Here is a 22,547-nt window from a genome sequence, read left to right as displayed (position 1 = left end):
TCTATTCTTTATCATACCATACCCAAGGCGTTAGCAATTTTTGAGATCTTTTGTGTGGCAATTGAGTTGTCGTTATGTTTTTTTTGGTGTAAAAATGTTCTATATTTTACTCATAACGGAAGCAAAAGAAAGGAGCCTATAAATGAATGAAAATATTGAAAAAAGAAGAGCATTAAGACAAAGAGAAAAAGATCTTGAGTCTTTTAAAATTCTATTTGAGGTGGATTTAAAAGGCAACGTAGAGCCAGAAGCGTGGGATTTGTACCATCAATGCTTAAATCTTGAAATTTCAATGGATGAGTTCTGTGAGCGTTTTTCTGCGTTAACAATTAAACAAGCCAAAACTTCTGATAATAATGCTTCTCATTATCAAGATGAAGTTGAATTACATTTGACTCATGAACAGGCAAAAGACTTATTTAGAGGTAAAAAGTAAAAAAAATGGATTGTACTGATTTATCAATAAACTCAGAAGCAGCTGTTAGACTTTGTGTTAGTAGAATTAAAGAAATCGAATCAAACAAGCTACCTGAATCAGTTTCATCTGAGTATATAAAGCAGCTTAATAGTTATATTTTTCAGAATATGAAAGATATTGGAATTGATTATCCTGCTGGTAAATTCAGGGAGCCTTCTAATACTGAAGATTTAAATCTGTCATATAGACCACTTAGCACTGGCGATGGTTTTTATTGCATGAGATCATTGCTTGATAAAGGTGCCGTTGAAAAATTTAACGCAACTCTGAACGAACTTAGTGTAGAAAATTTAAAAAAGTTGACTACAAAAGAGTTTGTCAAATCAATCAGTGACCTGTATGCCAGGTTAGACTATACACATCCATTTGTTGATGGAAATAGTAGAACCTTTAGAACTTTTACTAAACAGGTTGCTAACAGTGCTGGATTTTTACTTGACTGGGATAAGACTGCTTCATCAGATCAGAATAGAGATGCTTTGTACTGTGCTAGAGGTATCTGTGCCAATAATCTTGCTCTTTCAGATCCTTCGCAGGCGAATTTTAAAGAATATATTCAAAACATGAATGAAGATATCTCATTTATTTCTGGTGGATATGACATAAATCAGTTGCTTACTTCATTGGATATGGTGACTCCAAATAGAGCTGTTGCCCTGAAGGAAAAAATAGAAGATATATCACAGCCAATGCAAACTGGCGATTTGATAAATACAATCTGTGATTTGAAGAAAAACTATCCAGAAATTGAAAAGTCCGCAGATTCAATTAACAATTACATTCTTACTCTTTCTAAGAAAAAATCTACAGCTGAGACATTGGCTTTAACTTCTGAGATTTTGATACCGTCATTTTATAATTTTTTAAAAGATGGCTATCAAGATTGTAATGCTCATTTGCTTAATAAATATATTGATACGACTATCAATGAGAAAACAGGTCCTGTCGAAAGCAAAAATATAGAAAAGCAGAATAACAAATCTGATTTAGAAAGGTAATTCAAAAGTTTGATGTAATCTTTACTGTCATCATAAATATAAACTATTCTTAGTACAGAAAGATATTTTATAGGTGGACAAAATGAATAGCAAAAATAGTTCTGAATCTAGGAATATCAGTCCTGGTCAGGCTTTTTTTGAGAAAATGTGCAATCCTCAAATTTTGAGAAAAAATCTAAAAAAAGCAATTGAAGAAAGTTGGATGTTAGGCATTCCTGTTACTCAACAAGATGAGAATGGAATTTATGACTTATATCCAGATGGTACAAAAAAATACATAGATATTAAAGATATCGAAAACTCTTAATTTCAGAAATGTTGGAGATTGTCTTATCTGATATAACATGTTTCACCTTATTAAGGGACTTTGCAATTAGTGTTGCAACCATTGCGGTGAAAGCCCTCTTTTTTTTCATAGATTGAATCTATCTTTCAATATCAAGATCCTTCTTTTTATAGAAATTTACTTTTCCATCTTCTGGTTCAAATAACTTTATGTATAAATCTACTGTTTTCTTGAATAGTCTATCTTTTTTTATCAATTCTTGAATAGCTTTTATCTTTCTAGCTGGAATTCCTGCTCTGTTATACGCTAATTGTGAACTTCCATCTTCTCTAATCCAAAGTTTTGCAGTTTTAGAAGAGCCAACAAGGGCTTTTGGTGCAACATGAACGTGAAGAGGCTCGCCTTCATCTCTACTGCTAAAATAAACATATAGACCTAACAGAAATTCAATTTCAGGCATTTCTATCTACCACCTTCAGAATAATATCTTGCCATATCCCAAATGACATCTTTGCAATCAACTATGATATTTTTAATATTTGCAAATTCTTCATCTGTATATCCTTCGAGCAAGGTTACATTTTCTTTAGGTAAGAACATTTCTAATTTTTTAAACTTTCCTGTAGTGGTATCAGGTGATTCAGCATAAACTCTAACTTGTTCAATTCCATCGATCTTTTTTACTTCAGAGGTTAGAATATCCAGCCCCTCCTCACCTAAAAAAGGAAACATCATAATACACCTCCAAAAATAAAAAGCACCGCATACCCTTAGTATATAAATAAAGACTAGAAATTTCTATTTTATACTAATAATTATCATTTTTTAGGGGAAATAATTTTATTACAGTGTCATGCTGTTGTTCCTATCTTTGTGCCCCTATCTCTCAATATCTGTTTTGTTTTTTGTAAGATTCAGTTCTTTAGTAATAGCACTAGAAGGAAGTTTGTTAAAAATATTTTTTGAAGAGTCAAAAATCAAATCTCCAGATTCGCCAACAACTCCAAATTTATCTGCTAGTCCTGATTTATAAACAATATCTGCGTTTTTTGCTAGATTCTTTACTACAAGATCATGATGACTCTTAGCAGTGAATCTTTCTTTTCCTGACTTGTCATTTAGTCCTTCTTCATACCTAGACAAACATCTATTCCAGCTAACTTCTGCAGGACAGGTTTTTATACAAACGTAAGTTGTATATCCATTGTCTTTCAACTCTTTTAACGTTTTTAGTGGAGTCTCGGATGTTCTGAATGTCCCCTCAATGACAACGTTATACTTTTCTTTTATTGCTTTTTTGATTAAAGCTTCAGTTACCTTTCCTGCAAATTTTGCTGTTATTTTTGAGCTTTCTTTGCCATATGTATTCTGAATTTCAGAAAAATAAGGGTGCCAACTTCTGTATTCGTCACCATTAATGCTAATAATATTTTGGTTGTTTTTCTTGATAGTCTCAGTTAATACTGATTTTCCTGAACCTGGCTGTCCACCTAATACGTATCCTAAAGTTTTTTTTGAAGACGGAATTATCTTTCCTTGATGCGTTGAGTGTTCCCAAATTTGTTTTAAGATACTTTTGCTAGGAACAACGTTTTCAAGGTCTTCTTTGTTATGCATTCTCTGAATCATCTAAATAATATGATAATATAGGAAGTTTTAAGTATTTCTCTTTAAGAAATTTTAATCTGTTCAAAATATTTTGTTTATCAATATATTGTGGGGAAGTTATTAGCAAATTTTCTCTTATTTCAGAACATTCTATAAGATCTTCACTTTTTGTATTTAAAGGTGTTCTGTATGCGATAAAAGCAGCAGTTGCTGAAACTTCTTCAATCAGTACATCCTTTTCCATCAAAGTGCACATATTTGTAACTCCTTTAATATTTATCCATTACCATCATTATAATTCAAAAATATGAATACTTACTTAATCTTAGTAAGCAAATCCTGATTCGATTTATCATTAGTAACTTTCAGTTATTAAGCACTTCTTGAGCTATGTTTAAGTACTTTTGATTTGTTTCCCAGTCCTTCTTATTTAAGATATTTTTAGAAAAGTTAATATCTATATAAAGTTCAAATGAACCTAGATAGCGAGGATAACCCCCATTAGAATTAGATTCATGAAGTGAAATTTCTATGCTTTCATTTTCACCGAAGTTTTTGATCTTGAAATCTGATATTACGAAGGACAAAGAAGAAAATTCATCTTGCCTTGATATGAAACAAGCACCTTTAACTTTTTTACAATCAACTTTTTTCAGTTTAATTGTTTTTTCTAAGAAAGTTATAAAGGGAGAGTCTGCCTTGATAGGTGTTCTTGATAAATGTTGACAAGTATAAGAAAGTAGAAAAAGCCATGGTAAATTAAACTTATTTAAGACTTCAATCGTTTCATTGTGCATCGTAACAAAGTTTCTTAACATGTCTTTATAATCTTCAGCACTGAAGTAGATCTTAAACGTGCTTTTTACTAAATAGGCAATTCTGTCAAAGTTCTCTTTAAGAAATTTAATTAAGAGCTTATTTTCTGGATCTTCATATTTTCTTCTGCAGTTGTCGTTCTTAAAAGAATAAGAGTTAGATGCGTAAGGACATCTTTTGTAGCCTGCTTCGTTGTATTCAGCTAGTCCTGGCACACTATACGGATGATGTGCTGCATAAGGTGCTCGTGAATTTTTGAGCCTGTTTGCTTCTATGAGATTTACAAATTTAACTGGATTGCTGCAACCTCTAAAAGGACATACTGCAAAATAAATACTTTTATTTCCGTCAGATCTTACCCAAGGGAATTTTTTGCCTGTTAGTTTCAAAAAATCAGATTCGTTTGTAATGGTATGCGTGTTTGGATCATCTTTACTTAGCTTGAATATTCTCATGAATTAGCTCTTCTGTAAGATTTTGTAATGAAGGATAGGAGTTAAACAGTAAAATCCAAAAATTAGGATATGTATCAACTATAACATGTTCTTCTTTGCAAATAAAAAGGCAAAAAATAATCTGCTCTAAGGGAAGAATAAATTCATGTTTTAGATCTTTAAACAGAAAGCAGAAATCGCTATTTCCGCAATCAGGACAATAAAAATCTTCAGCTACATTTTGAAATTTAGCTATGTTTTTATCGGAATACTCAACATAATTATCATTTTTTAGAATGTAATTTTCCGCTTGCTTGATCCAATCGTCAGTTAAAGTTGGTATTTTCTTATTAGAATCAGCTATCAGAACACACTTAAGAACATCAAAATCGCTTATGTAAAATGAAGAAAAGTTATCTTGCATTTCAAAATATAAAGGTTCATTTGTGACTTCTTTTTCTTCTTTGATTGATTGAGTTTTCAATTTATGTCTCTTGTAAGTATTAAAAAACTTCCTCAGAAAAGAGGAAGTAAAATAGGCAAATTAGAAATTAAGATTAGAATTCATCAGGATATGCTTTTTTTGCTTCCGTCAGGTTGTACTCTTGAATGGCTTTGAATCCAAATCTGGTTTTAGCACTTAACATGACGTTAGCAGGGGCAGGAAGTTTCAGAAGTAAATTTTCTGATTCTTCAATTTTTCCTGCTTTTCGAAGATCAATAGCATCTCTAAAAATAGCTTCCTGCTGCTCCTTTGTCATTTCGATGTCGTATTTTTTACGACATTCAAAGTATTCATTCCAGTCAGCATCGGTCATTTTATAGTTGTCAACTAAAGGCATTTTTGGGGTAGTCATTTATCTCTCCAGATCTTTGTTTTGGTTATGGACTCCTGCAAGACGAGGATTCATCTGCATGCTCATTCCTGAATTGTGTTGTAGCTGAGTTTGTGGCTCAGCAGCTTTTACTAAATTCTGAGCTAGTGCTGCTTTATAAAGTGCGTTGATAAATTCTGCTTGGCGAGCATTGAAGTTGTAATAAACGCCAAGAGCCCTGTTTGTTATTGGGTAAACTTTTCCGTTTGGCGACATTAGATAGGCATATACAGGCTTGTCTTTGTACTGCATGCTGATATTAAAGCCTTTATTTCGATTTCTTAATGCCTCTCTCATGCTTCTGCCAAATTCCCATAGCCAGGTTTTTTGTGCTGCAATAAACCTTTCGTTGGCCATTCCAATTCCTCTCATGACAGCATGAGCTAAACCTTCTCCCTTTTGGCTAATGTTGAGTTTTACATTTTCTCCGTCTTTTTGGAGTTTCATCTTCATATCACCTGATTTGACTGTCATCTTGAAATTATCAGTCATCATTCCTGCAGGCATTACTTCAGTGAAAGGATTCATGAAGAGATTCTGTTCAAAAACAGGGTAGGTGAGAAGGGATTTGCCTGGTTGAACAATATTTGCTGCCATCTGCTGTGCCTGATTGTCCAGGCAGAGTCGAACCGCATCTTGAGGAAGACCATCCTGAAATTCAGTGTTTGGATCAAGAATTACAGGAAGATAAGGATTTTCAGTTTGAATATAAGGCAACTGAATAGGACTCTCATCGGTAATGACTTTAGTATCAGGTGTTTTTTGTAATGAACTTAAGTCTCTGATTGCATTTGTCTGCATCTCAATTCTGTCAGCACCATCAGAGAGATCCTGCTCATTATCCATTAGCTCGTGTTTATTTGTGAGCTCCCAATCAGCTTCAATTATTTCATTTACATTCTTTCGTTCATGTTCTGCAGGTAGAACTTCAGGAAGCAGTTCAATTTCATCAATTGCGGCTTTTTCTAAAACTGCATTTTTCTCCATAATTGGATAAAAAGCTTCAGGATCTTTTTCTGCATGATTGCATTCGTTAGTAAAGCCTATGAGTTTTATCTGCTCGTCAAGACTTGCAGGTGATTTATCCTCCAACGCTGCTTTAATGTCGTTTCCTGAAAGTCCCAAGTAATACTGCATACACTCAAGACTATCTAATGCTTTCTGTTTGTTTTCAAGCTGCTGTGGACTTAATTCAGTTTCATCTTTACTGATGATTTCAGGCTCTATTGGAACTTCTTTAGTAAACCATTGAGATTTAACAGCAATCACAATATCTTTGATCAGCTCTTTGCTGCTTGAAAGAGAGTCATGAATGCCAGCTCCTATGCCATGCAGATCATCTTTAAGATTCTCCTTGTGAGATACTCTTGAAGCAGTTCCATCAATCGTCGCCATTTTTTACTCCTTTATCTTTATCGTTCTATATCAGCTGATTTATGTGCAGTGAAAATTGATTGAGTGCCAGTAGTTTTTTCAGCTTCTGTTGCAGGTACAGGAGCAGAATATTTCTCAAAAACAGGAACAATATGCTCTTTGTAATCAGCAAAAAAAGCTTTTCTTTCTTTTAGTTCTTTTTGTTGAGAGTACTCAGAAGTGTACATATAGTCTTCCTCCCCCTTCAAAATGCTATCAATGTAATCCTTGATGTGAGTTGAAAGATCGGAATTTGCAGGTTCACTTCCTAAGTCATATCTAAAATGCTCATAGCTTTCATCTTTAAATCCGATGCCAGAGTCATCCTTTTTGAAGTAAAGAACTGAAAACTTTGATTTGTCATAACCACTATCAAGAGGATAGTTATTGTTCATTTCTTGAACTACTTCATTTGCTTTATTTAATGGAAGAAACCTGTTTTTACCAAAGGATTTGTTTAATTTTCCACTTTCAGACCAATGAAGATATGCCATAGGAGGCATTTCTCCCTTTAGAGTCTGGCTTAAAGTTTTTGGATCATTAGCAATAGCATCAACAAGACGTTCTACAGACCACTCTTCACGCTCTTCTCTAGTTTTTGAGTTTCCTTCTGGAACAATAATTTTGCTGTAGATTTTTTCAAAAGTATCAAAATCTAAATTTTTGAAATAGCCTTGTTCTTTTCCCTGACTGTAGATTTCCTTATAATCTTTAGCAACATCTTCTAAATCAGAACTTAACTGCTTAATCAGATCGGAATTTTCTCTTTGTTCAGTCAATGCCTTAGCATCAGTTATAGCTGTATCAAGGTTCTGTTGTGTGATAGGCTCTGAATCAGTTAAAAGTTTTTGTGCCTGACATGCTTCCTTAGCTTTAATGTATTCAGGATCAAAGCTCATGATAAAGTCAGAGATTTTTTCTGCATCACTTGCTGCTTTAAGAATTTCCTTTGGCTCTTTCTTTAAAACTTCGACCCAGCTTTTTATATATGCTTTATGGTTATCAGCAATTTTAGGCTCAATGCCTAACTGCATACAGAGCATGGCACTTGCAATTTCAGCTCTTAGTTCTTCTCTGGCATATCCAGGAGAGCCAAATTTTCCTGTCAATGGTCTGTCTAATCTAGATTTATGACCAGTCCAATGCCCAAGTTCATGCAGAGCTGTTGCATAATAATCAGTTGGATCTTTATATTGTGTTTTTAATGGTAGCTCAATTGAATCTGTTGCAGGTCTGTAGCATGGTGTTTGACAGGTTAATTCATTTTTGATGTCAGCTTTTGATGCTACAAGAATGTTTTCTGCTTTTTCATTTGGCGACCATTTATGATCTGGCTGTTCAACTTCTGGTAATTTAGGTAGATTTAAACCTTCAAACTGTTCGACATTAAAAACCATAAAAGGCTTAGGAAACATTTTTTCTTCGTATTGTTTCAGCCCATTTTCGTCAAGAATTGGATTACCTTCTTCATCCTTAACTACAACTTGAGTAGGCTTGAAATTGAAACCCCAGATGCAGTGCTCGCCTTTTTTGACTTTACCTCCGAGCTCATTAGCCTGAGCCATTGTCATAAAGCGAGGATCTGTATAGCCTCTCATGTAACTTTGAAGTGCAAAGTTAAATGAGTTCATGCCCCTATATACTGTTCCAGATGCAGGATTGAAAGGTTTAATGTAGCTGAACTTATCAAAGCCAGATCTCCAAGGAAGAGTTTCCTCTTCAAGTGCTTTGATAAAGACATCTGCTATTTCTTTTGCAGTGTCAGTGTAATGATCTTTCTTCTGAAAGTTTTTCTTATTGTAAGCCATGAGATTAAACCTCTTCAGCAGCTAAGAGTAATTCTGCCTCTGCATCTTCTTCTGCTATCTCCTGCTGAGACCTAACATCGTTATCAGAGTAGCCGACAGCTTCAGCTTCCTCTCTTGTTATGAATAATTCAGGAGCAGTTTCTGCAAGCTGCTGGATCCTTCTATTTAATCTGTCAGCTAGAACATTGTTGCTTATAGCAGCAGCTACGCTTCTGTTAATTTGTTCTGTCATATTTTTTTTGTCCTTTTTATGTCTTTTTTTAAGTTTGCTAAATTTGTTTTTAACTTTCTAAAATAAGGAGTTGGCAAATTTTTTAACTAAAAATTAAGTGTTTTTAAGTGTCTTTTTTTATGCTATATTTCTCTTTTAAAAAATAACCTGTTGAAAGATAAAGATTTAATATTCTCAATTAGAGAACAGCATAAGGCTAAAAAGCAGCACAGCAACTCTAAAAAGGACTCTTAAATTCTTTGTTTTTTCCTTAATTGGAGTTTCCCTAAGTGCATCTGCTGAAAGCTCCGCAGATAACTTTGATGTTTTAGCTTCAAAGTGTGCTCCAGATGTTGCTAAAGACACTCTTCACGCCCTTGTTCTGACAGAAAGTAGCATGAACCCTTATGCTGTCGCTGTTGTCGGTCAGAAAGTTTCTCAGCCTCAATCTATTTCTGAAGCCCTTTCTCTTGTAAAAAAACTAGATGCTACAGGTGCAAATTATTCCCTTGGTCTTGGCCAGATTAACGTTAAGAATTTCAAAACTCTTGGTGTTACCGCAGAAGAGATGTTTGATCCTTGTGAAAATTTAAAAGCTACTCAATACATCCTAAAAGACTGTTTCGTTAGAGCTAAGGGAAAAGATAAATCTCAAGGAAAGCAGTTAGGTGATGCTCTTTCTTGCTACTACTCTGGTAATGAAAAAACTGGATATAAAGGGTACGTTCAAAAAGTGATTGCCAATTCTGATAAATACACTTCTGTCAGAATTCCTTCAATAAAAGAAGCAAAAAAAGAATTGAATAACAGTCCTGCAACATCTGCAGGATCTGAATCAATCGTGATCAATTCTGATCATGTAACAGGTAGCCTGATCAGCTCAAATTCAGCTCCGTCAGGTCTCATTTTTTAACAGGAAAATAATATGAATATAAAGTTAGTTAAAAATCTTGGTTTGTGTTCTCTGATTGTAGGTCTATGTGTGCTTGATCAGGCTGTTGCTGCAGGTGCTACAGATGTTAAATCAAAACTTCAGTCTATTTTAGATGTGGTTCAGGCCTGCGGTGTTGTAGTTGCTACTGGTGCTATCTGTTGGGCAGGTTTCAAAATTGCCTTCCAGGGAGAATCATTACGTAACGTTGCAGGTCCTTTAATCGGCGGCATTATCGTTGGTTGTGCAGCTTACTTTGGTGCTCTGTTAGTTAACTAAAAGTAGGGGAGAGCATCGATGTCAGATCAAGAAAACAAGTACATGCTAAATAATGCTCCTATCTTCAAAGGTGCAACCAGACCTCCTTGTGTTTTAGGAATACCTCTTACACCATTTGTGTTCGTGGCTGGAGGCATTCTTATTGCAAGTCTTGTTATATGGCTCCCACTGGTGTTCTCCCTTATTCCGATCCTATGGATCATGCACAAAATTGCTAAAGATGATGATCAGAGATTTCTACAACTTTGGCTGTCGTACAGAATAAATTTTCTTGGCAGTAACAGGCTATTTACTGGTTATAACGCTTTATTTCCAGCAACTTATAAAAAAGACACTAAGAGAAAATAAATGCAACAACAAGAATTATTAGAAAACAGAGTACGCCTGATGCAGTCTGCTAAGAGCGTAGGAAAATTTATCAATTTGTCATCTGTAATTGCACCTTCTGTCGTCATCGGCAGAGATGGTGAATTAGTGACAACCTGGAAGATTCAGGGCATGGCATTTGAGACCAGTGAAGACATCACTTTAGATGGTGCTATCAATTCACTGAATATTCTTTATCGTTCACTTGCTTCAAGTAAGACTGCTCTTGCAGTACAGATTCACAGATTAAGAAGACCTATGACTGATGAACTGTCTGCTTGTGAAGAAGCAGGCTTTGCTCATAATCTATCAAAAGCTTATAACAAAAAGATAGGACATGAGTCCCTCATGTCAACTGAGTTGTATTTTACTGTTATTGAAAAGAGAAAATCATTAAAGAAAAGGAAGCGTACAGCAGAAGTTATCAAGCAGGAGCTTTTAGCAAGATTAGAAGTCTTTAACAAGATTGCTGAAAATGTAGAGCGTTCATTAAGCTCTTTTTCACCAAAAAGATTAGGCGAATACAAGAAGAATAATAAAGAGTATTCCTCTCAGTTAGCTTTTTATAATTTTCTTGTTACTGGTGTATGGCAGGAAGTTGTAATTCCAAAATGTCCTTTATATGAAGCATTGATGCCAGAAGCTATCTTTTCAGGCTCAGATTTCTTGGAAATTCAAAGTGCAAATGGCCATAAGTTTGTGCAGGCTTTAGAGTTTAAGGATTACGCTCAGAGCAGCTATTCAGGCATTTTAGACGGCCTTTTATATCCTGATGTTAATGCTGTAAAGAAGCCTTACATCTTTATTGAAACTCAGACTTTCTGCTTCTTATCAAAATATGATGGTCAGCATTTCCTAGAGTTACAGCAAAAACAGCTACTTTCATCTGAAGATGCAGGTGTTTCACAGATTCAGGCAATGTCAGCTGCTATTGATGGTGTTGTCAACGGTGATTTCTCCATCGGAGAGTATAGCTACTCTTTAACTTTATTTGCTGATTCTTATCAGGAAGTAAAACAGAATACAGCAGATGCTGCTAAGAAACTTCAGGATGAAGGTTTTTTAACCTTCCTAAGTACATTGGCTCTACCTGCAGCATTTTTCTCACAGTTACCTTGTAACTTAGCCTTACGACCTCGTTTAGCCAAAATTACTTCAGTTAACTTTGCTCAGTTAGCTCCACTACACAATTTCATCTCAGGTAAGAGAGAAGGTAATCCTTGGGGTGAAGCACTAGCACTGTTGCAGACTCCATCTAATCAGCCTTATTACTTTAACTTTCATACAAGTCCTATAGGCGAAGATTCTTTTGATAAAAAGACTCTAGCTCATACCACAATCATAGGTACATCAGGATCTGGTAAGACTGTTTTAATGAACTTCTTGCTGTCAATGGCACAGAAGTACAGAACGCCAACACAAAAGATGACTACAGTCTATTTTGATAAAGATCGTGGTGCCGAAATTGCAATTCGTGCACTGCATGGTGGGTATTTAACTGTAGAAAACGGCAGACCAACTGGCTTTAATCCTTTTCAGATGGAAGCAAATAAGTCAAATATTCAGTTTTTAATTTCATTTGTTAAGTTGTTGTTATCAATGGATGGGATGCCAATCACCGCTGCAGAAGAACAGCAGATCCAACACGCTGTAGAAACTGTTATGGGAATGCCTGTACAGCTAAGACGATTGGGATTAATTCCTCAGAACTTAACTGATGGTCTTACTCGTGAAGAAAGACAAAACTCTCTTTCAGTACGACTTAAAAAGTGGTGCGAAGGCGGCGATCTTGGTTGGGTTTTTGACAATGAAAAAGACTTACTTGACTTTGATGCTTATCCAAATTATGGAATAGATGGTACTGCATTCTTAGACAATAAAGCAGTTCGCACTCCTATAGCTTTTTATCTATTAAAGCGCATGGATCAAGTAATTGACGGCAGAAGATTCATCTTTGTGATGGATGAGTTCTGGAAGTGGTTGCTTGATGAAGCTTTTAGAACTTTTGCCTTTGATAAGTTGAAAACAATGCGTAAACAGAACGGCTTTGGCGTGTTTGCAACACAGTCACCATCTGACGTGCTTAATTCTGAAATTGCAAAGGCTGTTATTGAGCAGTCTGCAACTCAAATCTTTTTACCAAATCCAAAGGCAGATAAAAAGGAGTACATCGAGGGCTTTAAGGTCTCTGAAGCTGAATTTATGTGGATCCAGGGCTTAAAAGAAGACTCAAGAATGATGCTAATTAAGCAAGGCTCACGAAGTGCAATCTGTAAGCTTGATTTGGGGTGGGCTAAAGAGCCTTTAAGGGTGCTATCAGGCTCTACGGATAACATCAATCTGATTGAGCAGCTAAGAGCTCTTGTTGGGGACAATCCAGATAAATGGCTCAATCTGTTCCAGCAGATAAAAAATGATTCAAAAACAGTAAAACAAATACAACAAAGATATGGCACAGAGCCTGAATTATGGCTCTCTCACTATTTAGAGGAGTGTGTTCATGAAGGTTAGTTTGCAGTTGTCAGCGTTAGCAGTTGCTGTATCGATGATTTCTACTTCAGCTTTTGCATCTGGTATTCCTACAGTCGATATTGCTAATTTGACTCAAAATTTAACTCAGTATATCGAAGAGTTTAATCAGGCATTAAAGCAGTATAAGACTTTAGAAAATCAGTACAAAGAAATGCAGAACACAGTGAATGAGCTGAAAAATGTTAATAATGCCATCGAAGGCATAAATAAGGTTGGCTCACTGATCTCAATTGTTGATTCTGTATGGGATAACGAATATCGCAAAATTATGGATATTTCCAACAGCGATTATTTTAAGACTGATGCATCTCTTGACTCTAATGGCATGAAGTTTAAAGAACACTATGCAAAGCAGTGCCCATCTCTTGCCACAGATGACATGAAGTCAAATTGCAACAAAATAGCCGTTTTAAAAGCCAATGTAGATAACATTCCTGTAAAGCTGTACACAAATATGCAGGATCTGATTCAGGAAGGTCGTCAAGCATACAACAAAGCTTCTAGTGCACAAACAGCAAAAGACATTGCTGATGCTACTGCTGCTCTTAATTATGTAAACCAGAAATTTCAGACTCGTTTTAATGAAGCTCGCATGGCAAGAGAGCATTTTGATAATTTAATTAGACAAGAGGAAGCAGAAAAGGAAGCCATAGAAAATGCATTTTTTGCTGGAGCCACTGAACAGCAGATTGAAGACGTTCACTTTGGATACTAAAAGGAGCGAGTCATGGCAGTAAGTGTAGGTTCTAGAGGTTTTTTTGAGTATGTTGGAGACGATATTATTAAGGCTCCAATACAAAATTTTACAGACCAATTTTCAAGTAATCTTATACCAACGATTACTCCTATTCTGATAGTAGGATTAACTCTTTATTTTGTTTTAAAAGGCTATTTAGCCATGACAGGAAGATCACAAGATCCGATCATGGAGATTCTGATCCATGGCTTTAAAGTTGCGTTGATTGCTTATATTTTTTTAAACACAGGTAACTTTATCAACTACAGTTGGGATTTTCTTGATGCTTCTGAACATCTGATTTTAAATGCTATGCCTGGTACTCCAGATTCCTCATGGAACGCAATCGATAAGCTGTGGGTTGAACTTTTTAAAATTGAAGAGAAATATTATGAATGCGTAAAACATTTCAGTCTAGGCAAGATGATCGTGATGGGCCTACTAGGTGTAATCTTTGTTCTTGCAAGTCTATTTTTGACTTGTTCTGCTTTCGGAGTTCTATTGATCACAACTATTAGTCTTGCAGTAGTGTGTGGTTTTGGCCCTTTATTCGCAGGTTTTCTATTTTTTCCTCTCACAAAGTCTTGGTTCGATGGTTGGTTAAAGGTATGTTTGGGCTTAGCTTTTACAAAAATCTTATTTAGTGCTTTTTTAATGCTTGTATGTTCTGTTGTAAACGGAATGCTACCAACTTGGTCATCTGTTAATCAGTCAGCAGGTGACTCATGGATGCCTTTATTAGAAAACTTTTTAACCTTGGTTATAGTTATTGTTTCTGCAGCATCTCTGATATCTAAAATTCCTCAAATTTCATCTTCAATGGTTGGCGGTGCGCAATTGGCATTTAGTGGATCTTCAAGTGCAATGGGAAGTTTTGCTGGAGCTATGAATAGGGCTGGTTCAACTATGGCTGCTGGAAAATTAATGGGCGGAATAGGAAAGGAAGCAATGGGGGCTGCAGGTTCGTCATTAACATCAGCTTCTGGAATAGCAAAATTAGCAACTGGAGTTGCTACAGGAGGAGCTTCTTTTGCTGCTCAGATTGGAATGGCTGCATTAAAAGGCGGAATGCAAAATAGAATTAATCGCTCTCTTCAACAAATTGGAAGTAAATAAAAAATGACAAATTTAAAGTGTATGTGTGGACTTATGTGTTCAGGTTTGATGTTAGTTGCTGGTTGTGCTACGCCACCAAAGCCAACTCAGCCAGAAGGCGAAAAGATTGTAATAAATCCTCATGCAGATTTGGATCTTCTTGTAAAACTCAGAAAGGAAGAACTAAAAGCTCAGAAGAATAACAATTATGAAATCAATTTAGAGGAGATAGAAGGTGAACTTTCTAAATAAAAGCAAAAACAATGCTTCATCAGCAATCAATACAGTAAAGACTCGTTCTGAAGAAATAAATTGGGAAGTTTCTAGAATTGAAATGATTGAAGCTAGCGAGCGTAAAGCCTGGACTATTGTCAAAATCGTCAGCTTTGCTGTTGTTGCTTTATCTATCGCTATTATCTGTCTGTTTCCTTTAAAAACAACCGAGCCTTATGTTATTCAGGTTGATAAGAGCACTGGTCTTACAGACATTTTGCACATTGCTGATGTTCAGGATATTCCAGTAAGTGAAGTGATGGATAAATACTGGATCAATACATTCGTGCTTTCACGTGAGTCTTACGACTGGAATATGCTAAATGATCTTATTGAAAAGGTTCGTCAGCTATCAATTCCTATTGTCTATGAAACTTACGCCCAGCAGTTCATGAAAACAGGCAAGCAGGATCCTTTAGATGACAAGTTAAAAGATAACTTCCGCATTGTTGTCAATGTAAAGAGTGTAGTAATAAATCGTGGCAGAGAAAATGTGGCTACAGTACGATTTTCTAAAACTACTTTCAACAACGCCAATGGCCATACTGTTGGAACCAATAATTGGACAGCAAATATAAGCTTTGATTACTACCCAGAGTTTGACACTTCCGAAGCTACAAGACTTGTAAATCCTTTCGGTTTTAAAGTTCTCTCTTATCAGGTTGATCCTGAGTTGAATTAAGGTGGTTAAGATGTTTTATAAATCACTTTTAACAGCGGTAATATCAGCTGCTTTATTCAGTTCACAAGCTTTTGCTTTAGCCACACCTTCAAAGAGCAAGTTAGACAGCAGAATCCAGTATGTGAATTATTCAGAGCACAATGTAACTAAGATTAAAGCAGTTAATGGCTACATAACAACCATTACTTTTTCATCAGGTGAAACTGTATCTAATTATGGTTCTGGCTATTCTACAGCATGGGAGTTTGCTGCAGCAGATAATCACTTCTTTTTAAAGCCAAAAGATAAAGAAGCAACAACAAATATTGTTATTGTCACCAATAAACACACTTATTCAATTGATGTTGAACTGGTTACAGACGAAAAAGCCGCAACATATCAGCTTGTCTATAAATATCCTGAAGACGAGGCGAAGCTAAAAGAGCGTAAAGCTCACATCAAAAAGTTAACTGATGAGCTTGAAAGAACTGATCCTAATGTTGCAGAAGAACGACCTGTAGGAAACTATCAGTACACCATGAATTTTGGCAAGGATGAAGGCTCACTAGATCTGGCACCAGCACTTGTCTATGACAACGGTCAATTTACCTACTTCAGATTTAATTCTCAAAAGGATTTTCCTGCAATCTACAGAGTATCAAGTGACGGTGAGTCATTAGTGAACTCTCACGTAGAAAAGGGTGTTCTAGTAGTTCATGGAGTTTACAAAGAGTATCGCTTAAGAGCAGGAAAATCAGTTGTAGGTGTCTATAACGAAAACTACCGAGGCGGGGATTTACAGCCAGCATCTGGCACTACTGTAAGCAGCGTTTCACGAGAGGTTATCAAATAATGTCAGATCAGCCAAAAAATCCAGAGCAAAATGAAAATCATGACTACACACAGCAAGGAATTCCTTCTGTAGCTCAAAATAACGTAGTAACACCTAATCAGAAAAACGCAAAGAAATTGCTTTTTCTTGCCTTTTTGATTGGTTTAGCTGCTCTAATCTGGGGCTTAACTCATTTTAAAGGTACTTCCTCAGATGATGCTGATAAGCAGGCAAACAGCAATATGCAGGCTTTGACTTCATCTAAGTCTGTAACTAAGCCTGTTTTGCCTCCTAAAGATCCAGAGCCAGATCCTGTTTTGCCACAGCCAACACAGCAGCCAATTGATGATCTTCCTCCATTAACAGCACAAGCTGATTCTTCAGGTCGTGTTCAGGTTACATCTGGTTCAACAATAAGTGTTGTTGGAGCAAATGGTGAAGTTGAAGTTACTACAGAGCAGCTAAAATACGCAGCTCCTATGATGGGAAACGTTATCAATAATTCTAACGAGAGTAATAGAGGTTATTCTCAGGAAGGTTATTCTGAAAACGATAGAAACAGCGTTCTTGAAACTTATAAGAACAGCATGAATAGTATCAATGGTGGTTCTGAGTCAAATCTTACATCAAGAATAAAGTCAATGGATACTCCTGATGGCACTGCAAGAGTAATCAGACAGCCAAGTTTAACTTTAGCAAAAGGCACCATGATTGAGTGCATCTTGGAGACTCGTGTAGATACTTCAGTGCCAGGTATGGCTTCATGTGTAATTCCTCAAAACATTTATTCGATGGATGGCAGAGTTCTCTTAATAGAGAAAGGTACAAAAGCTATTGGTGAGTACCAGGGAGCAGTTCAAAACGGTCTTGAGCGTATTTTTATGCTCTGGTCAGAACTTAGAACACCTGAAGGTTTAGCTGTATCACTTTCATCCCCTACTACAGATGCATTAGGTGGTGCAGGTATGGGGGGATATACCGATCATCACTGGTGGAAGCGTTTTGGTAATGCACTGATGTTCTCGATGGTAGCCGATGCTTTTCAGTATGCAGTTAATACCGCAAACTCCAATACTACAAATAATAACGTAACTTATGAAAATTCTTCTGATGGTATGGATGAAATTATCAAAGCTGCAATGCAGCAGTCTGGCAACATTCCTCCAACTCTGATTAAGAACGCTGGCGAACGTGTAGGCATCTTTGTTGCTCGTGATGTTAATTTCTCTAGTGTTTATCATCTACAGAAAAGGTAGCACACTATGGCACTGAAAAAAGATGCAACTGTAAGCTATTTACTAGAGGACTTTAAGCAGTTCTTTGATGATCCTGATGTTACTGAAATCTGTGTAAATGCACCAGGCGAGGTCTGGTGCGAAAACAAAGGAAAGTGGGTTTGCACAAAGGTTGAAAAACTTACTTATGATCGACTGCTACAACTTGGAATCGCCGTAGCAAAGTACGCTAATACTGAGTTTGGTGAAAACGCTCCAATCGTATCTGCTGTACTCCCTAACGGTGAACGTTCGCAGTTTGTAATGCCTCCTGCATGTAAAGATGGCACTATTTCAATAACAATCAGAAAACCTAGCTTTTATGTGCGTTCAATGGAAGATTACGAAAGTAATAACTTCTTTTCTAACGTAAAACCTGCAGCTCATTTAAGTGTTGAAGATCAAGAGCTGATGCAGATGCAGCAGAAAATACTTGTTGAGCAGGATGGTCAAAAGCAGGCATTGATGAGAGCTCAATTTTTACAAAGAGCGGTAGTGCTCGGTAAAAATATCATCATCGCAGGTGAAACTGGTTCAGGTAAGACTACTTTTATGAAAACACTCATGCAGTCTATACCTACAGATCAAAGACTAATCACAATTGAAGACGTGCCTGAATTACTGTGGGGACTTCCAAATCATCACAATGTGGTGAATCTTTTATATCCATCTGAAGCTAAAGACGATGCAGTAATCACTGCAGCATCACTGATGCGCTCATGCTTGCGTATGAAGCCAGACCGTATTTTGTTAGCTGAGTTGCGTGGTGGTGAGACATTTGACTTCTTGAATGTATGCCTTTCAGGACACGGAGGCACTATTACATCATGCCATGCAGGAAGCTCAAAAGGTGTTTTTGAATACCTGGCTTTAAAAGTGATGCAGTCCTCTGTAGGTAAAAGCCTTCCATATCCAGTTATTTTCAAGCTCTTACATCTGGTTTTAGATGTCATTGTCTGCATTCATAACGACAAACAGAACGGCTTAGGTCGTCATATCACTGAATTGTGGTATGACCCTGAATCAAAGTTTAAGGAGTATTAAATGGGACAGCAAAAAAAGAAATTTAAGCTTAACATGATGTATGTAGTCCCAGTATTGGTGATTATTGGCTTTATAGCACTATGTTATGTAGGCTCTCTTCTTTTAATGCACTTAAACGGATTGCCTTTAGAGAAGGCTGGCCCTTTTACAGCTTTTAGATACTTTCCTATCTATAAAAATTCGCCTGTAAAATCCGTAAGGCTTACAGTGATTTTCTGTGCTGCATTCCCTTTTTTAGTAAGTGCAGGCATTGCAGTTCTCTTTTACATCACTAAATACAAGCCTCGTGCGTTGCATGGAGATGCTCGTTTTGCAACTTACATGGAGATTAAAAAAGCAGGTCTTGTTGCTCGTGACAGCTATGACAAGACAATTTTGGTAGGTCAGTATAAAGAACACGGCCGAAACGAATATTTGTGTTATGGCGGTTATCAGTTTGTGATGTTAGCTGCTCCAACACGCTCAGGAAAAGGCGTAGGCGTAGTTATCCCAAATTGTCTTAATTACAGTGATTCTCTGGTTGTTCTTGATATTAAGCTTGAAAATTTCGATAAAACATCAGGTTTTAGAGCAAAAAGCGGTCAGGAAGTTTACCTCTTTGCTCCATATGATGAATGTGAGTCAGAAAGGCAGGAAGGTAAACCAGCACCTATGAGGACACATAGGTATAACCCTTTAGGCTATGTAAGCTCTGATCCTGTAGATAGAATTGGTGATATAGACTCAATTGCTCAGGCTTTTTACAACAATCCAAACTCTAAAGATAAGTTTTTCGATGAACAGGCTAAAGATCTGTTTCGTGGCATAACAATGCTTGTTTTAGAAACTCCAGGTATTCCTCATACTTTAGGAGAAGTCTTCAGACAGTCATCTGGCTATGGAAAAGCTCTTCCAGAGCATCTTAATGAGATGATTGAAAAGGCAAAATCAGAAGGCAGGCCATATTCTGATGAATGTGTTGCAGCAATTAGCCGTGTATGCACCTTATCTGATAACACTTTTGCAGGTGTCAAAGGATCAATGCAAGTTCCTTTAATGCCATGGGCTAATGCTCGTGTAGATGCATCAACCAGTGCCAATGATTTTGATTTAAGAGATGTTCGTAAAAAGAGAATGACCATCTATGTAGGCATTACTCCTAATAAGCTTGCTGAGGCTAAGAACATCATCAATCTTTTCTTTGATCAGCTCATTAATTTGAATACTAAGACACTGCCTCAACAAGACAAGTCACTTAAATACCAGTGCCTGATGATTTTAGATGAGTTTACAGCTGCAGGAAAAATCAATCAGATAGCTCAGTCTATATCTTATCAGGCAGGCTATAACATGAGAGTTCTGACAATTATTCAGAACAAATCTCAGTTAGAAGATGTTTATGGTAAGCCTGGTGCTTTAACTCTGATGTCTAACCATGCCTTGATGATTATGTATGCTCCTTCCCCTGTAGTGCAATCAGATGCTAATGAATATTCTGAAATGCTGGGATATCAGACTGTTAAAAATACTTCTCATTCTCGTTCTTTTGGCAAGCAGGGCTCACGCTCAGACTCAACCTCAGATCAAAAGAGAGCTTTAATGCTTCCTCAAGAATTAAAAGAAATGGATATGTGGGAAGAGATCGTGTCTCTTGAACACACTAAGCCTATTAGATGCGGAAAAATAAAATACTTTGAAGATCCAACTTTTACAGCTCGTGTTGATTGGCAGATCCCTGAAATTCCTCTAGTTGATCTTGAAGAGTTCATGCAGAGCACAAAAGCAGGTGCCAAGATCCTTTCAAATACAAGTGAATCAGAAAATGAGCCTGCAGATCTTGATCAAATAGGTAAAAACGATGTTCCAAGTCAAGATGAAATAATAAGTCGACTAGATCAGATCCCAGAAAATAAGCTGGTTGATGTTATATCACTTGTTAAGCAGAGTTCACTTCTTAACAAGCTCAGTATTCCTGAACTTAAGATGAATTATGGTGGAACGTCTGAGGATTCTAAAAAGAGAATGCTTTCTGACTTTTTTGAGTCATCCCCTGATGATGAAACTTTGGATGAGGTTTTAGAGCAGAGTGATCTTAGTGAAGATGAGCAAGAAACTCTGTCCCTCATGCAAGAATTTACAGTGGATGAAAATTCAAATTCACAAAAAGGACTTTTAGTTTCTGAAGAATACAAACAGGTTCAAGCAGCAGACGTTCTAGCTAAATTTGGTTTTAGCTCGATTAAAGAATCTGATGAAATACCAGAAGATCTTGACAGTATCAATGCACAACTTGAGTCACTGTTTGGCAATGCTTTAAGTGCTTAATCCTATATGACAGAAACAGAATTAGATCCTGAGTTAATCAATGAAGTTGCGATTTATATAACGCAACTTCAACTGAAGAGAACTCAAATGATTATTAAGGACAAGCAGGCGAAAGCAGATGCCCTTGAAGAGAAATTGAATTTATTAACTAAAGAAAAAGGAGAATTTAAAATGGCAGAAAACAATGAAAATGAAAAAAATCAGTCTGAGAAAGTTCAGAACTACAAAATTTACATTTATCAGAATCCTGAGATGACAACAATTGTTCCAAAAACAGGGAAAAATGCAGGAAAGACAATTGATGTTATGAGTGTAAAAGCTTTGCATAGAAATTATGAAATCAATGATACAACTGGCGAGTTTGTCAAAAAAGATCCAACTTTTATGACCTTAAAAAAGTACGGAGAGGAGCATGAGGATCTTAAACAACTATCTTCTCTCATTAAGCCAGGCATGCAACTTAGAGTTAATGGCTATTTAACATCTCACGAATATGAATTTACAGATCAGAAAACAGGTGAGCTTCGTAAACAGACTGCAATTGAACTCAATGCAAATAGTCTGATGCTTGATCTTAGTCAGCAAGGTCTTAAATCAATTACTTTTGAACAGCAGAAGCGTGAAAATGACAAAATTCAAGCACCTGAACTGTAAATAGAACTGGAGGAAATATTATGAATTTAAAGCGATTTATTGCTCTATCATTGATTGCATTATATTCATCTGCAACTTTAGCAATAAGCTCTGGTATCAGAAGTAATAAAGATAATGAGTGTGCTATCTGGTTGTGTCTTCCTACAGGATTCGCAACAGATGGTTGCTCTTCGGCTCATAGTGCATATATAAGTAGAATAACCGATGTTAATCATCATGGTACAAGAAAATATACTGATCTTCCTGATTTTAAATACTGTGAAGAAAAAGATCCTAATAATTTACAGAGTACAGTCAATATTCCTAAAAGTGAAATGTCTTATGTAACTTATTATGAAATCAAAATGCCAGCATACAATACTGCAACTCGATGGAAATGGATATACAAAGAAGAATCAAATCGTCAGTATGGTTGCGATAAAGTAGAAAATAACAGATGCTATAAACGCCTTTATCAGGTTGTTGCTGCGGTATCAACAACTCCTGCACGAACATTTCAGTCATCAACACCAACTCATAAATACAAAACCATAAATATAGGAGAACGATTCTATACTGAAAAAACAGCACCTTACAGCTCAGTATCAGAAGTCAGAGTTGATGGCAAAACAGTTGGTGAACGTTATTATAGGTAATGTG

Annotated in this window: 28 protein-coding genes; 17 read left to right on the top strand and 11 right to left on the bottom strand. The window is 36.3% G+C overall.

All coding sequences use genetic code 11. The features are described from left to right. Positions 1-142 precede the first annotated feature (142 nt). The 3 genes from J5V48_RS05195 to J5V48_RS05185 all read left to right on the top strand — a co-directional run bounded on the left by J5V48_RS05195 (position 143) and on the right by J5V48_RS05185 (position 1,783). Positions 143-436 (top strand): hypothetical protein, encoded by a 294-nt coding sequence (locus J5V48_RS05195; RefSeq protein ID WP_219937509.1) that lies wholly within the window; start codon positions 143-145, stop codon positions 434-436. 5 nt (positions 437-441) lie between these two features. Beyond that, positions 442-1,476: a Fic family protein gene (locus J5V48_RS05190; protein WP_219937508.1), complete on the top strand. Its 1,035-nt coding sequence runs from the start codon at positions 442-444 to the stop codon at positions 1,474-1,476. 82 nt (positions 1,477-1,558) lie between these two features. Next, positions 1,559-1,783, top strand: coding sequence for a hypothetical protein (locus J5V48_RS05185; protein WP_219937507.1), 225 nt, complete (start codon positions 1,559-1,561; stop codon positions 1,781-1,783). Positions 1,784-1,901: 118 nt separating this feature from the next. Here J5V48_RS05185 and J5V48_RS05180 read toward each other — a convergent pair whose 3' ends face one another. From J5V48_RS05180 to J5V48_RS09910, 11 genes are all read right to left on the bottom strand, one after another. Then, the gene (locus J5V48_RS05180; RefSeq protein WP_219937506.1) at positions 1,902-2,222 is read right to left on the bottom strand and encodes a DUF4160 domain-containing protein; all 321 of its coding nucleotides are present in this window, start codon (positions 2,220-2,222) and stop codon (positions 1,902-1,904) included. A gap of 2 nt (positions 2,223-2,224) precedes the next feature. Continuing rightward, complete coding sequence (locus tag J5V48_RS05175) at positions 2,225-2,497, bottom strand: hypothetical protein (protein ID WP_219937505.1); 273 nt, start codon at positions 2,495-2,497, stop codon at positions 2,225-2,227. 144 nt (positions 2,498-2,641) lie between these two features. Next, positions 2,642-3,379: a zeta toxin family protein gene (locus J5V48_RS05170; RefSeq protein ID WP_219937504.1), complete on the bottom strand. Its 738-nt coding sequence runs from the start codon at positions 3,377-3,379 to the stop codon at positions 2,642-2,644. Further along, positions 3,372-3,614, bottom strand: coding sequence for a hypothetical protein (locus tag J5V48_RS05165; protein ID WP_219937503.1), 243 nt, complete (start codon positions 3,612-3,614; stop codon positions 3,372-3,374). Before J5V48_RS05165 ends, J5V48_RS05170 begins: the two co-directional genes overlap by 8 nt. Before the next feature lie 121 nt (positions 3,615-3,735). Next, positions 3,736-4,641 carry a hypothetical protein gene (locus J5V48_RS05160; RefSeq protein ID WP_219937502.1) on the bottom strand — a complete coding sequence of 302 codons (906 nt, stop codon included), beginning with the start codon at positions 4,639-4,641 and terminating at the stop codon, positions 3,736-3,738. Further along, on the bottom strand, positions 4,619-5,104 hold the full coding sequence (locus J5V48_RS05155) for a 3'-5' exonuclease family protein (protein WP_219937501.1): 486 nt from the start codon (positions 5,102-5,104) through the stop codon (positions 4,619-4,621). The genes J5V48_RS05160 and J5V48_RS05155 overlap by 23 nt, the downstream gene beginning before the upstream one ends. Positions 5,105-5,177: 73 nt before the next feature. Then, a complete protein-coding gene (locus J5V48_RS05150; protein WP_219937500.1) occupies positions 5,178-5,477 on the bottom strand; it encodes a hypothetical protein in 300 nt (99 codons plus the stop codon). After that, positions 5,478-6,890 (bottom strand): hypothetical protein, encoded by a 1,413-nt coding sequence (locus J5V48_RS05145; protein ID WP_219937499.1) that lies wholly within the window; start codon positions 6,888-6,890, stop codon positions 5,478-5,480. Between the two features lie 17 nt (positions 6,891-6,907). Continuing rightward, complete coding sequence (locus J5V48_RS05140; RefSeq protein WP_219937498.1) at positions 6,908-8,716, bottom strand: zincin-like metallopeptidase domain-containing protein; 1,809 nt, start codon at positions 8,714-8,716, stop codon at positions 6,908-6,910. Positions 8,717-8,720: 4 nt separating this feature from the next. Next, a complete protein-coding gene (locus tag J5V48_RS05135) occupies positions 8,721-8,948 on the bottom strand; it encodes a hypothetical protein (protein ID WP_219937497.1) in 228 nt (75 codons plus the stop codon). 174 nt (positions 8,949-9,122) lie between these two features. Continuing rightward, the gene (locus J5V48_RS09910; protein ID WP_255557726.1) at positions 9,123-9,293 is read right to left on the bottom strand and encodes a hypothetical protein; all 171 of its coding nucleotides are present in this window, start codon (positions 9,291-9,293) and stop codon (positions 9,123-9,125) included. 31 nt (positions 9,294-9,324) lie between these two features. Here J5V48_RS09910 and J5V48_RS05130 point away from each other — a divergent pair, with 31 nt between their 5' ends. From J5V48_RS05130 to J5V48_RS05065, 14 genes are read left to right on the top strand one after another with little or no spacing between them, the layout of a single operon-like run. Next, the gene (locus tag J5V48_RS05130; RefSeq protein ID WP_336244987.1) at positions 9,325-9,840 is read left to right on the top strand and encodes a lytic transglycosylase domain-containing protein; all 516 of its coding nucleotides are present in this window, start codon (positions 9,325-9,327) and stop codon (positions 9,838-9,840) included. 12 nt (positions 9,841-9,852) lie between these two features. Further along, positions 9,853-10,137, top strand: coding sequence for a TrbC/VirB2 family protein (locus J5V48_RS05125; protein ID WP_219937496.1), 285 nt, complete (start codon positions 9,853-9,855; stop codon positions 10,135-10,137). Between the two features lie 18 nt (positions 10,138-10,155). Then, positions 10,156-10,485: a VirB3 family type IV secretion system protein gene (locus J5V48_RS05120; RefSeq protein WP_219937495.1), complete on the top strand. Its 330-nt coding sequence runs from the start codon at positions 10,156-10,158 to the stop codon at positions 10,483-10,485. Beyond that, a complete protein-coding gene (locus J5V48_RS05115; protein ID WP_219937494.1) occupies positions 10,486-13,014 on the top strand; it encodes a VirB4 family type IV secretion/conjugal transfer ATPase in 2,529 nt (842 codons plus the stop codon). Beyond that, positions 13,004-13,750: a type IV secretion system protein gene (locus J5V48_RS05110; RefSeq protein ID WP_219937493.1), complete on the top strand. Its 747-nt coding sequence runs from the start codon at positions 13,004-13,006 to the stop codon at positions 13,748-13,750. The genes J5V48_RS05115 and J5V48_RS05110 overlap by 11 nt, the downstream gene beginning before the upstream one ends. A 12-nt stretch (positions 13,751-13,762) precedes the next feature. Continuing rightward, on the top strand, positions 13,763-14,887 hold the full coding sequence (locus J5V48_RS05105) for a TrbL/VirB6 family protein (RefSeq protein ID WP_219937492.1): 1,125 nt from the start codon (positions 13,763-13,765) through the stop codon (positions 14,885-14,887). Between the two features lie 3 nt (positions 14,888-14,890). Continuing rightward, on the top strand, positions 14,891-15,118 hold the full coding sequence (locus tag J5V48_RS05100) for a hypothetical protein (RefSeq protein ID WP_219937491.1): 228 nt from the start codon (positions 14,891-14,893) through the stop codon (positions 15,116-15,118). Next, positions 15,102-15,821, top strand: coding sequence for a VirB8 family type IV secretion system protein (locus J5V48_RS05095; RefSeq protein WP_219937490.1), 720 nt, complete (start codon positions 15,102-15,104; stop codon positions 15,819-15,821). Before J5V48_RS05100 ends, J5V48_RS05095 begins: the two co-directional genes overlap by 17 nt. A gap of 10 nt (positions 15,822-15,831) precedes the next feature. Next, positions 15,832-16,653 carry a P-type conjugative transfer protein VirB9 gene (virB9, locus tag J5V48_RS05090; protein WP_219937489.1) on the top strand — a complete coding sequence of 274 codons (822 nt, stop codon included), beginning with the start codon at positions 15,832-15,834 and terminating at the stop codon, positions 16,651-16,653. Beyond that, positions 16,653-17,888, top strand: coding sequence for a type IV secretion system protein VirB10 (gene virB10, locus J5V48_RS05085; RefSeq protein ID WP_219937488.1), 1,236 nt, complete (start codon positions 16,653-16,655; stop codon positions 17,886-17,888). Before virB9 ends, virB10 begins: the two co-directional genes overlap by 1 nt. A 6-nt stretch (positions 17,889-17,894) precedes the next feature. After that, positions 17,895-18,950: a P-type DNA transfer ATPase VirB11 gene (gene virB11, locus J5V48_RS05080; RefSeq protein ID WP_219937487.1), complete on the top strand. Its 1,056-nt coding sequence runs from the start codon at positions 17,895-17,897 to the stop codon at positions 18,948-18,950. Beyond that, positions 18,951-21,254 (top strand): type IV secretory system conjugative DNA transfer family protein, encoded by a 2,304-nt coding sequence (locus J5V48_RS05075; protein WP_219937486.1) that lies wholly within the window; start codon positions 18,951-18,953, stop codon positions 21,252-21,254. Positions 21,255-21,260: 6 nt separating this feature from the next. Further along, a complete protein-coding gene (locus J5V48_RS05070; protein WP_219937485.1) occupies positions 21,261-21,908 on the top strand; it encodes a hypothetical protein in 648 nt (215 codons plus the stop codon). 20 nt (positions 21,909-21,928) lie between these two features. After that, positions 21,929-22,543 carry a hypothetical protein gene (locus tag J5V48_RS05065; protein WP_219937484.1) on the top strand — a complete coding sequence of 205 codons (615 nt, stop codon included), beginning with the start codon at positions 21,929-21,931 and terminating at the stop codon, positions 22,541-22,543. The last annotated feature ends 4 nt before the right edge of the window (positions 22,544-22,547 follow it).

The organism is Succinivibrio faecicola (genome assembly GCF_019448115.1).
Taxonomy (GTDB): Bacteria; Pseudomonadota; Gammaproteobacteria; order Enterobacterales; family Succinivibrionaceae; genus Succinivibrio; species Succinivibrio faecicola.
Note: the sequence above shows the minus strand (reverse complement) of the source record. Positions and strands in the feature narration are given on the sequence as shown.

Bases quoted from the DNA above. Each gene is read 5' to 3' on its own strand.
- J5V48_RS05105 (WP_219937492.1), top strand. From the start codon at position 13,763: ATGGCAGTAAGTGTAGGTTCTAGAGGTTTTTTTGAGTATGTTGGAGAC.
- J5V48_RS05160 (WP_219937502.1), bottom strand. From the start codon at position 4,641: ATGAGAATATTCAAGCTAAGTAAAGATGATCCAAACACGCATACCATT.
- J5V48_RS05070 (WP_219937485.1), top strand. From the start codon at position 21,261: ATGACAGAAACAGAATTAGATCCTGAGTTAATCAATGAAGTTGCGATT.
- J5V48_RS05150 (WP_219937500.1), bottom strand. From the start codon at position 5,477: ATGACTACCCCAAAAATGCCTTTAGTTGACAACTATAAAATGACCGAT.
- J5V48_RS05115 (WP_219937494.1), top strand. From the start codon at position 10,486: ATGCAACAACAAGAATTATTAGAAAACAGAGTACGCCTGATGCAGTCT.
- virB10 (WP_219937488.1), top strand. From the start codon at position 16,653: ATGTCAGATCAGCCAAAAAATCCAGAGCAAAATGAAAATCATGACTAC.
- virB11 (WP_219937487.1), top strand. From the start codon at position 17,895: ATGGCACTGAAAAAAGATGCAACTGTAAGCTATTTACTAGAGGACTTT.
- J5V48_RS05065 (WP_219937484.1), top strand. From the start codon at position 21,929: ATGAATTTAAAGCGATTTATTGCTCTATCATTGATTGCATTATATTCA.
- virB9 (WP_219937489.1), top strand. From the start codon at position 15,832: ATGTTTTATAAATCACTTTTAACAGCGGTAATATCAGCTGCTTTATTC.
- J5V48_RS05195 (WP_219937509.1), top strand. From the start codon at position 143: ATGAATGAAAATATTGAAAAAAGAAGAGCATTAAGACAAAGAGAAAAA.
- J5V48_RS05190 (WP_219937508.1), top strand. From the start codon at position 442: ATGGATTGTACTGATTTATCAATAAACTCAGAAGCAGCTGTTAGACTT.
- J5V48_RS05125 (WP_219937496.1), top strand. From the start codon at position 9,853: ATGAATATAAAGTTAGTTAAAAATCTTGGTTTGTGTTCTCTGATTGTA.
- J5V48_RS05110 (WP_219937493.1), top strand. From the start codon at position 13,004: ATGAAGGTTAGTTTGCAGTTGTCAGCGTTAGCAGTTGCTGTATCGATG.
- J5V48_RS05165 (WP_219937503.1), bottom strand. From the start codon at position 3,614: ATGGAAAAGGATGTACTGATTGAAGAAGTTTCAGCAACTGCTGCTTTT.
- J5V48_RS05185 (WP_219937507.1), top strand. From the start codon at position 1,559: ATGAATAGCAAAAATAGTTCTGAATCTAGGAATATCAGTCCTGGTCAG.
- J5V48_RS05145 (WP_219937499.1), bottom strand. From the start codon at position 6,890: ATGGCGACGATTGATGGAACTGCTTCAAGAGTATCTCACAAGGAGAAT.
- J5V48_RS05180 (WP_219937506.1), bottom strand. From the start codon at position 2,222: ATGCCTGAAATTGAATTTCTGTTAGGTCTATATGTTTATTTTAGCAGT.
- J5V48_RS05135 (WP_219937497.1), bottom strand. From the start codon at position 8,948: ATGACAGAACAAATTAACAGAAGCGTAGCTGCTGCTATAAGCAACAAT.
- J5V48_RS05075 (WP_219937486.1), top strand. From the start codon at position 18,951: ATGGGACAGCAAAAAAAGAAATTTAAGCTTAACATGATGTATGTAGTC.
- J5V48_RS05100 (WP_219937491.1), top strand. From the start codon at position 14,891: ATGACAAATTTAAAGTGTATGTGTGGACTTATGTGTTCAGGTTTGATG.
- J5V48_RS05120 (WP_219937495.1), top strand. From the start codon at position 10,156: ATGTCAGATCAAGAAAACAAGTACATGCTAAATAATGCTCCTATCTTC.
- J5V48_RS05175 (WP_219937505.1), bottom strand. From the start codon at position 2,497: ATGATGTTTCCTTTTTTAGGTGAGGAGGGGCTGGATATTCTAACCTCT.
- J5V48_RS05140 (WP_219937498.1), bottom strand. From the start codon at position 8,716: ATGGCTTACAATAAGAAAAACTTTCAGAAGAAAGATCATTACACTGAC.
- J5V48_RS05170 (WP_219937504.1), bottom strand. From the start codon at position 3,379: ATGCATAACAAAGAAGACCTTGAAAACGTTGTTCCTAGCAAAAGTATC.
- J5V48_RS05130 (WP_336244987.1), top strand. From the start codon at position 9,325: ATGAACCCTTATGCTGTCGCTGTTGTCGGTCAGAAAGTTTCTCAGCCT.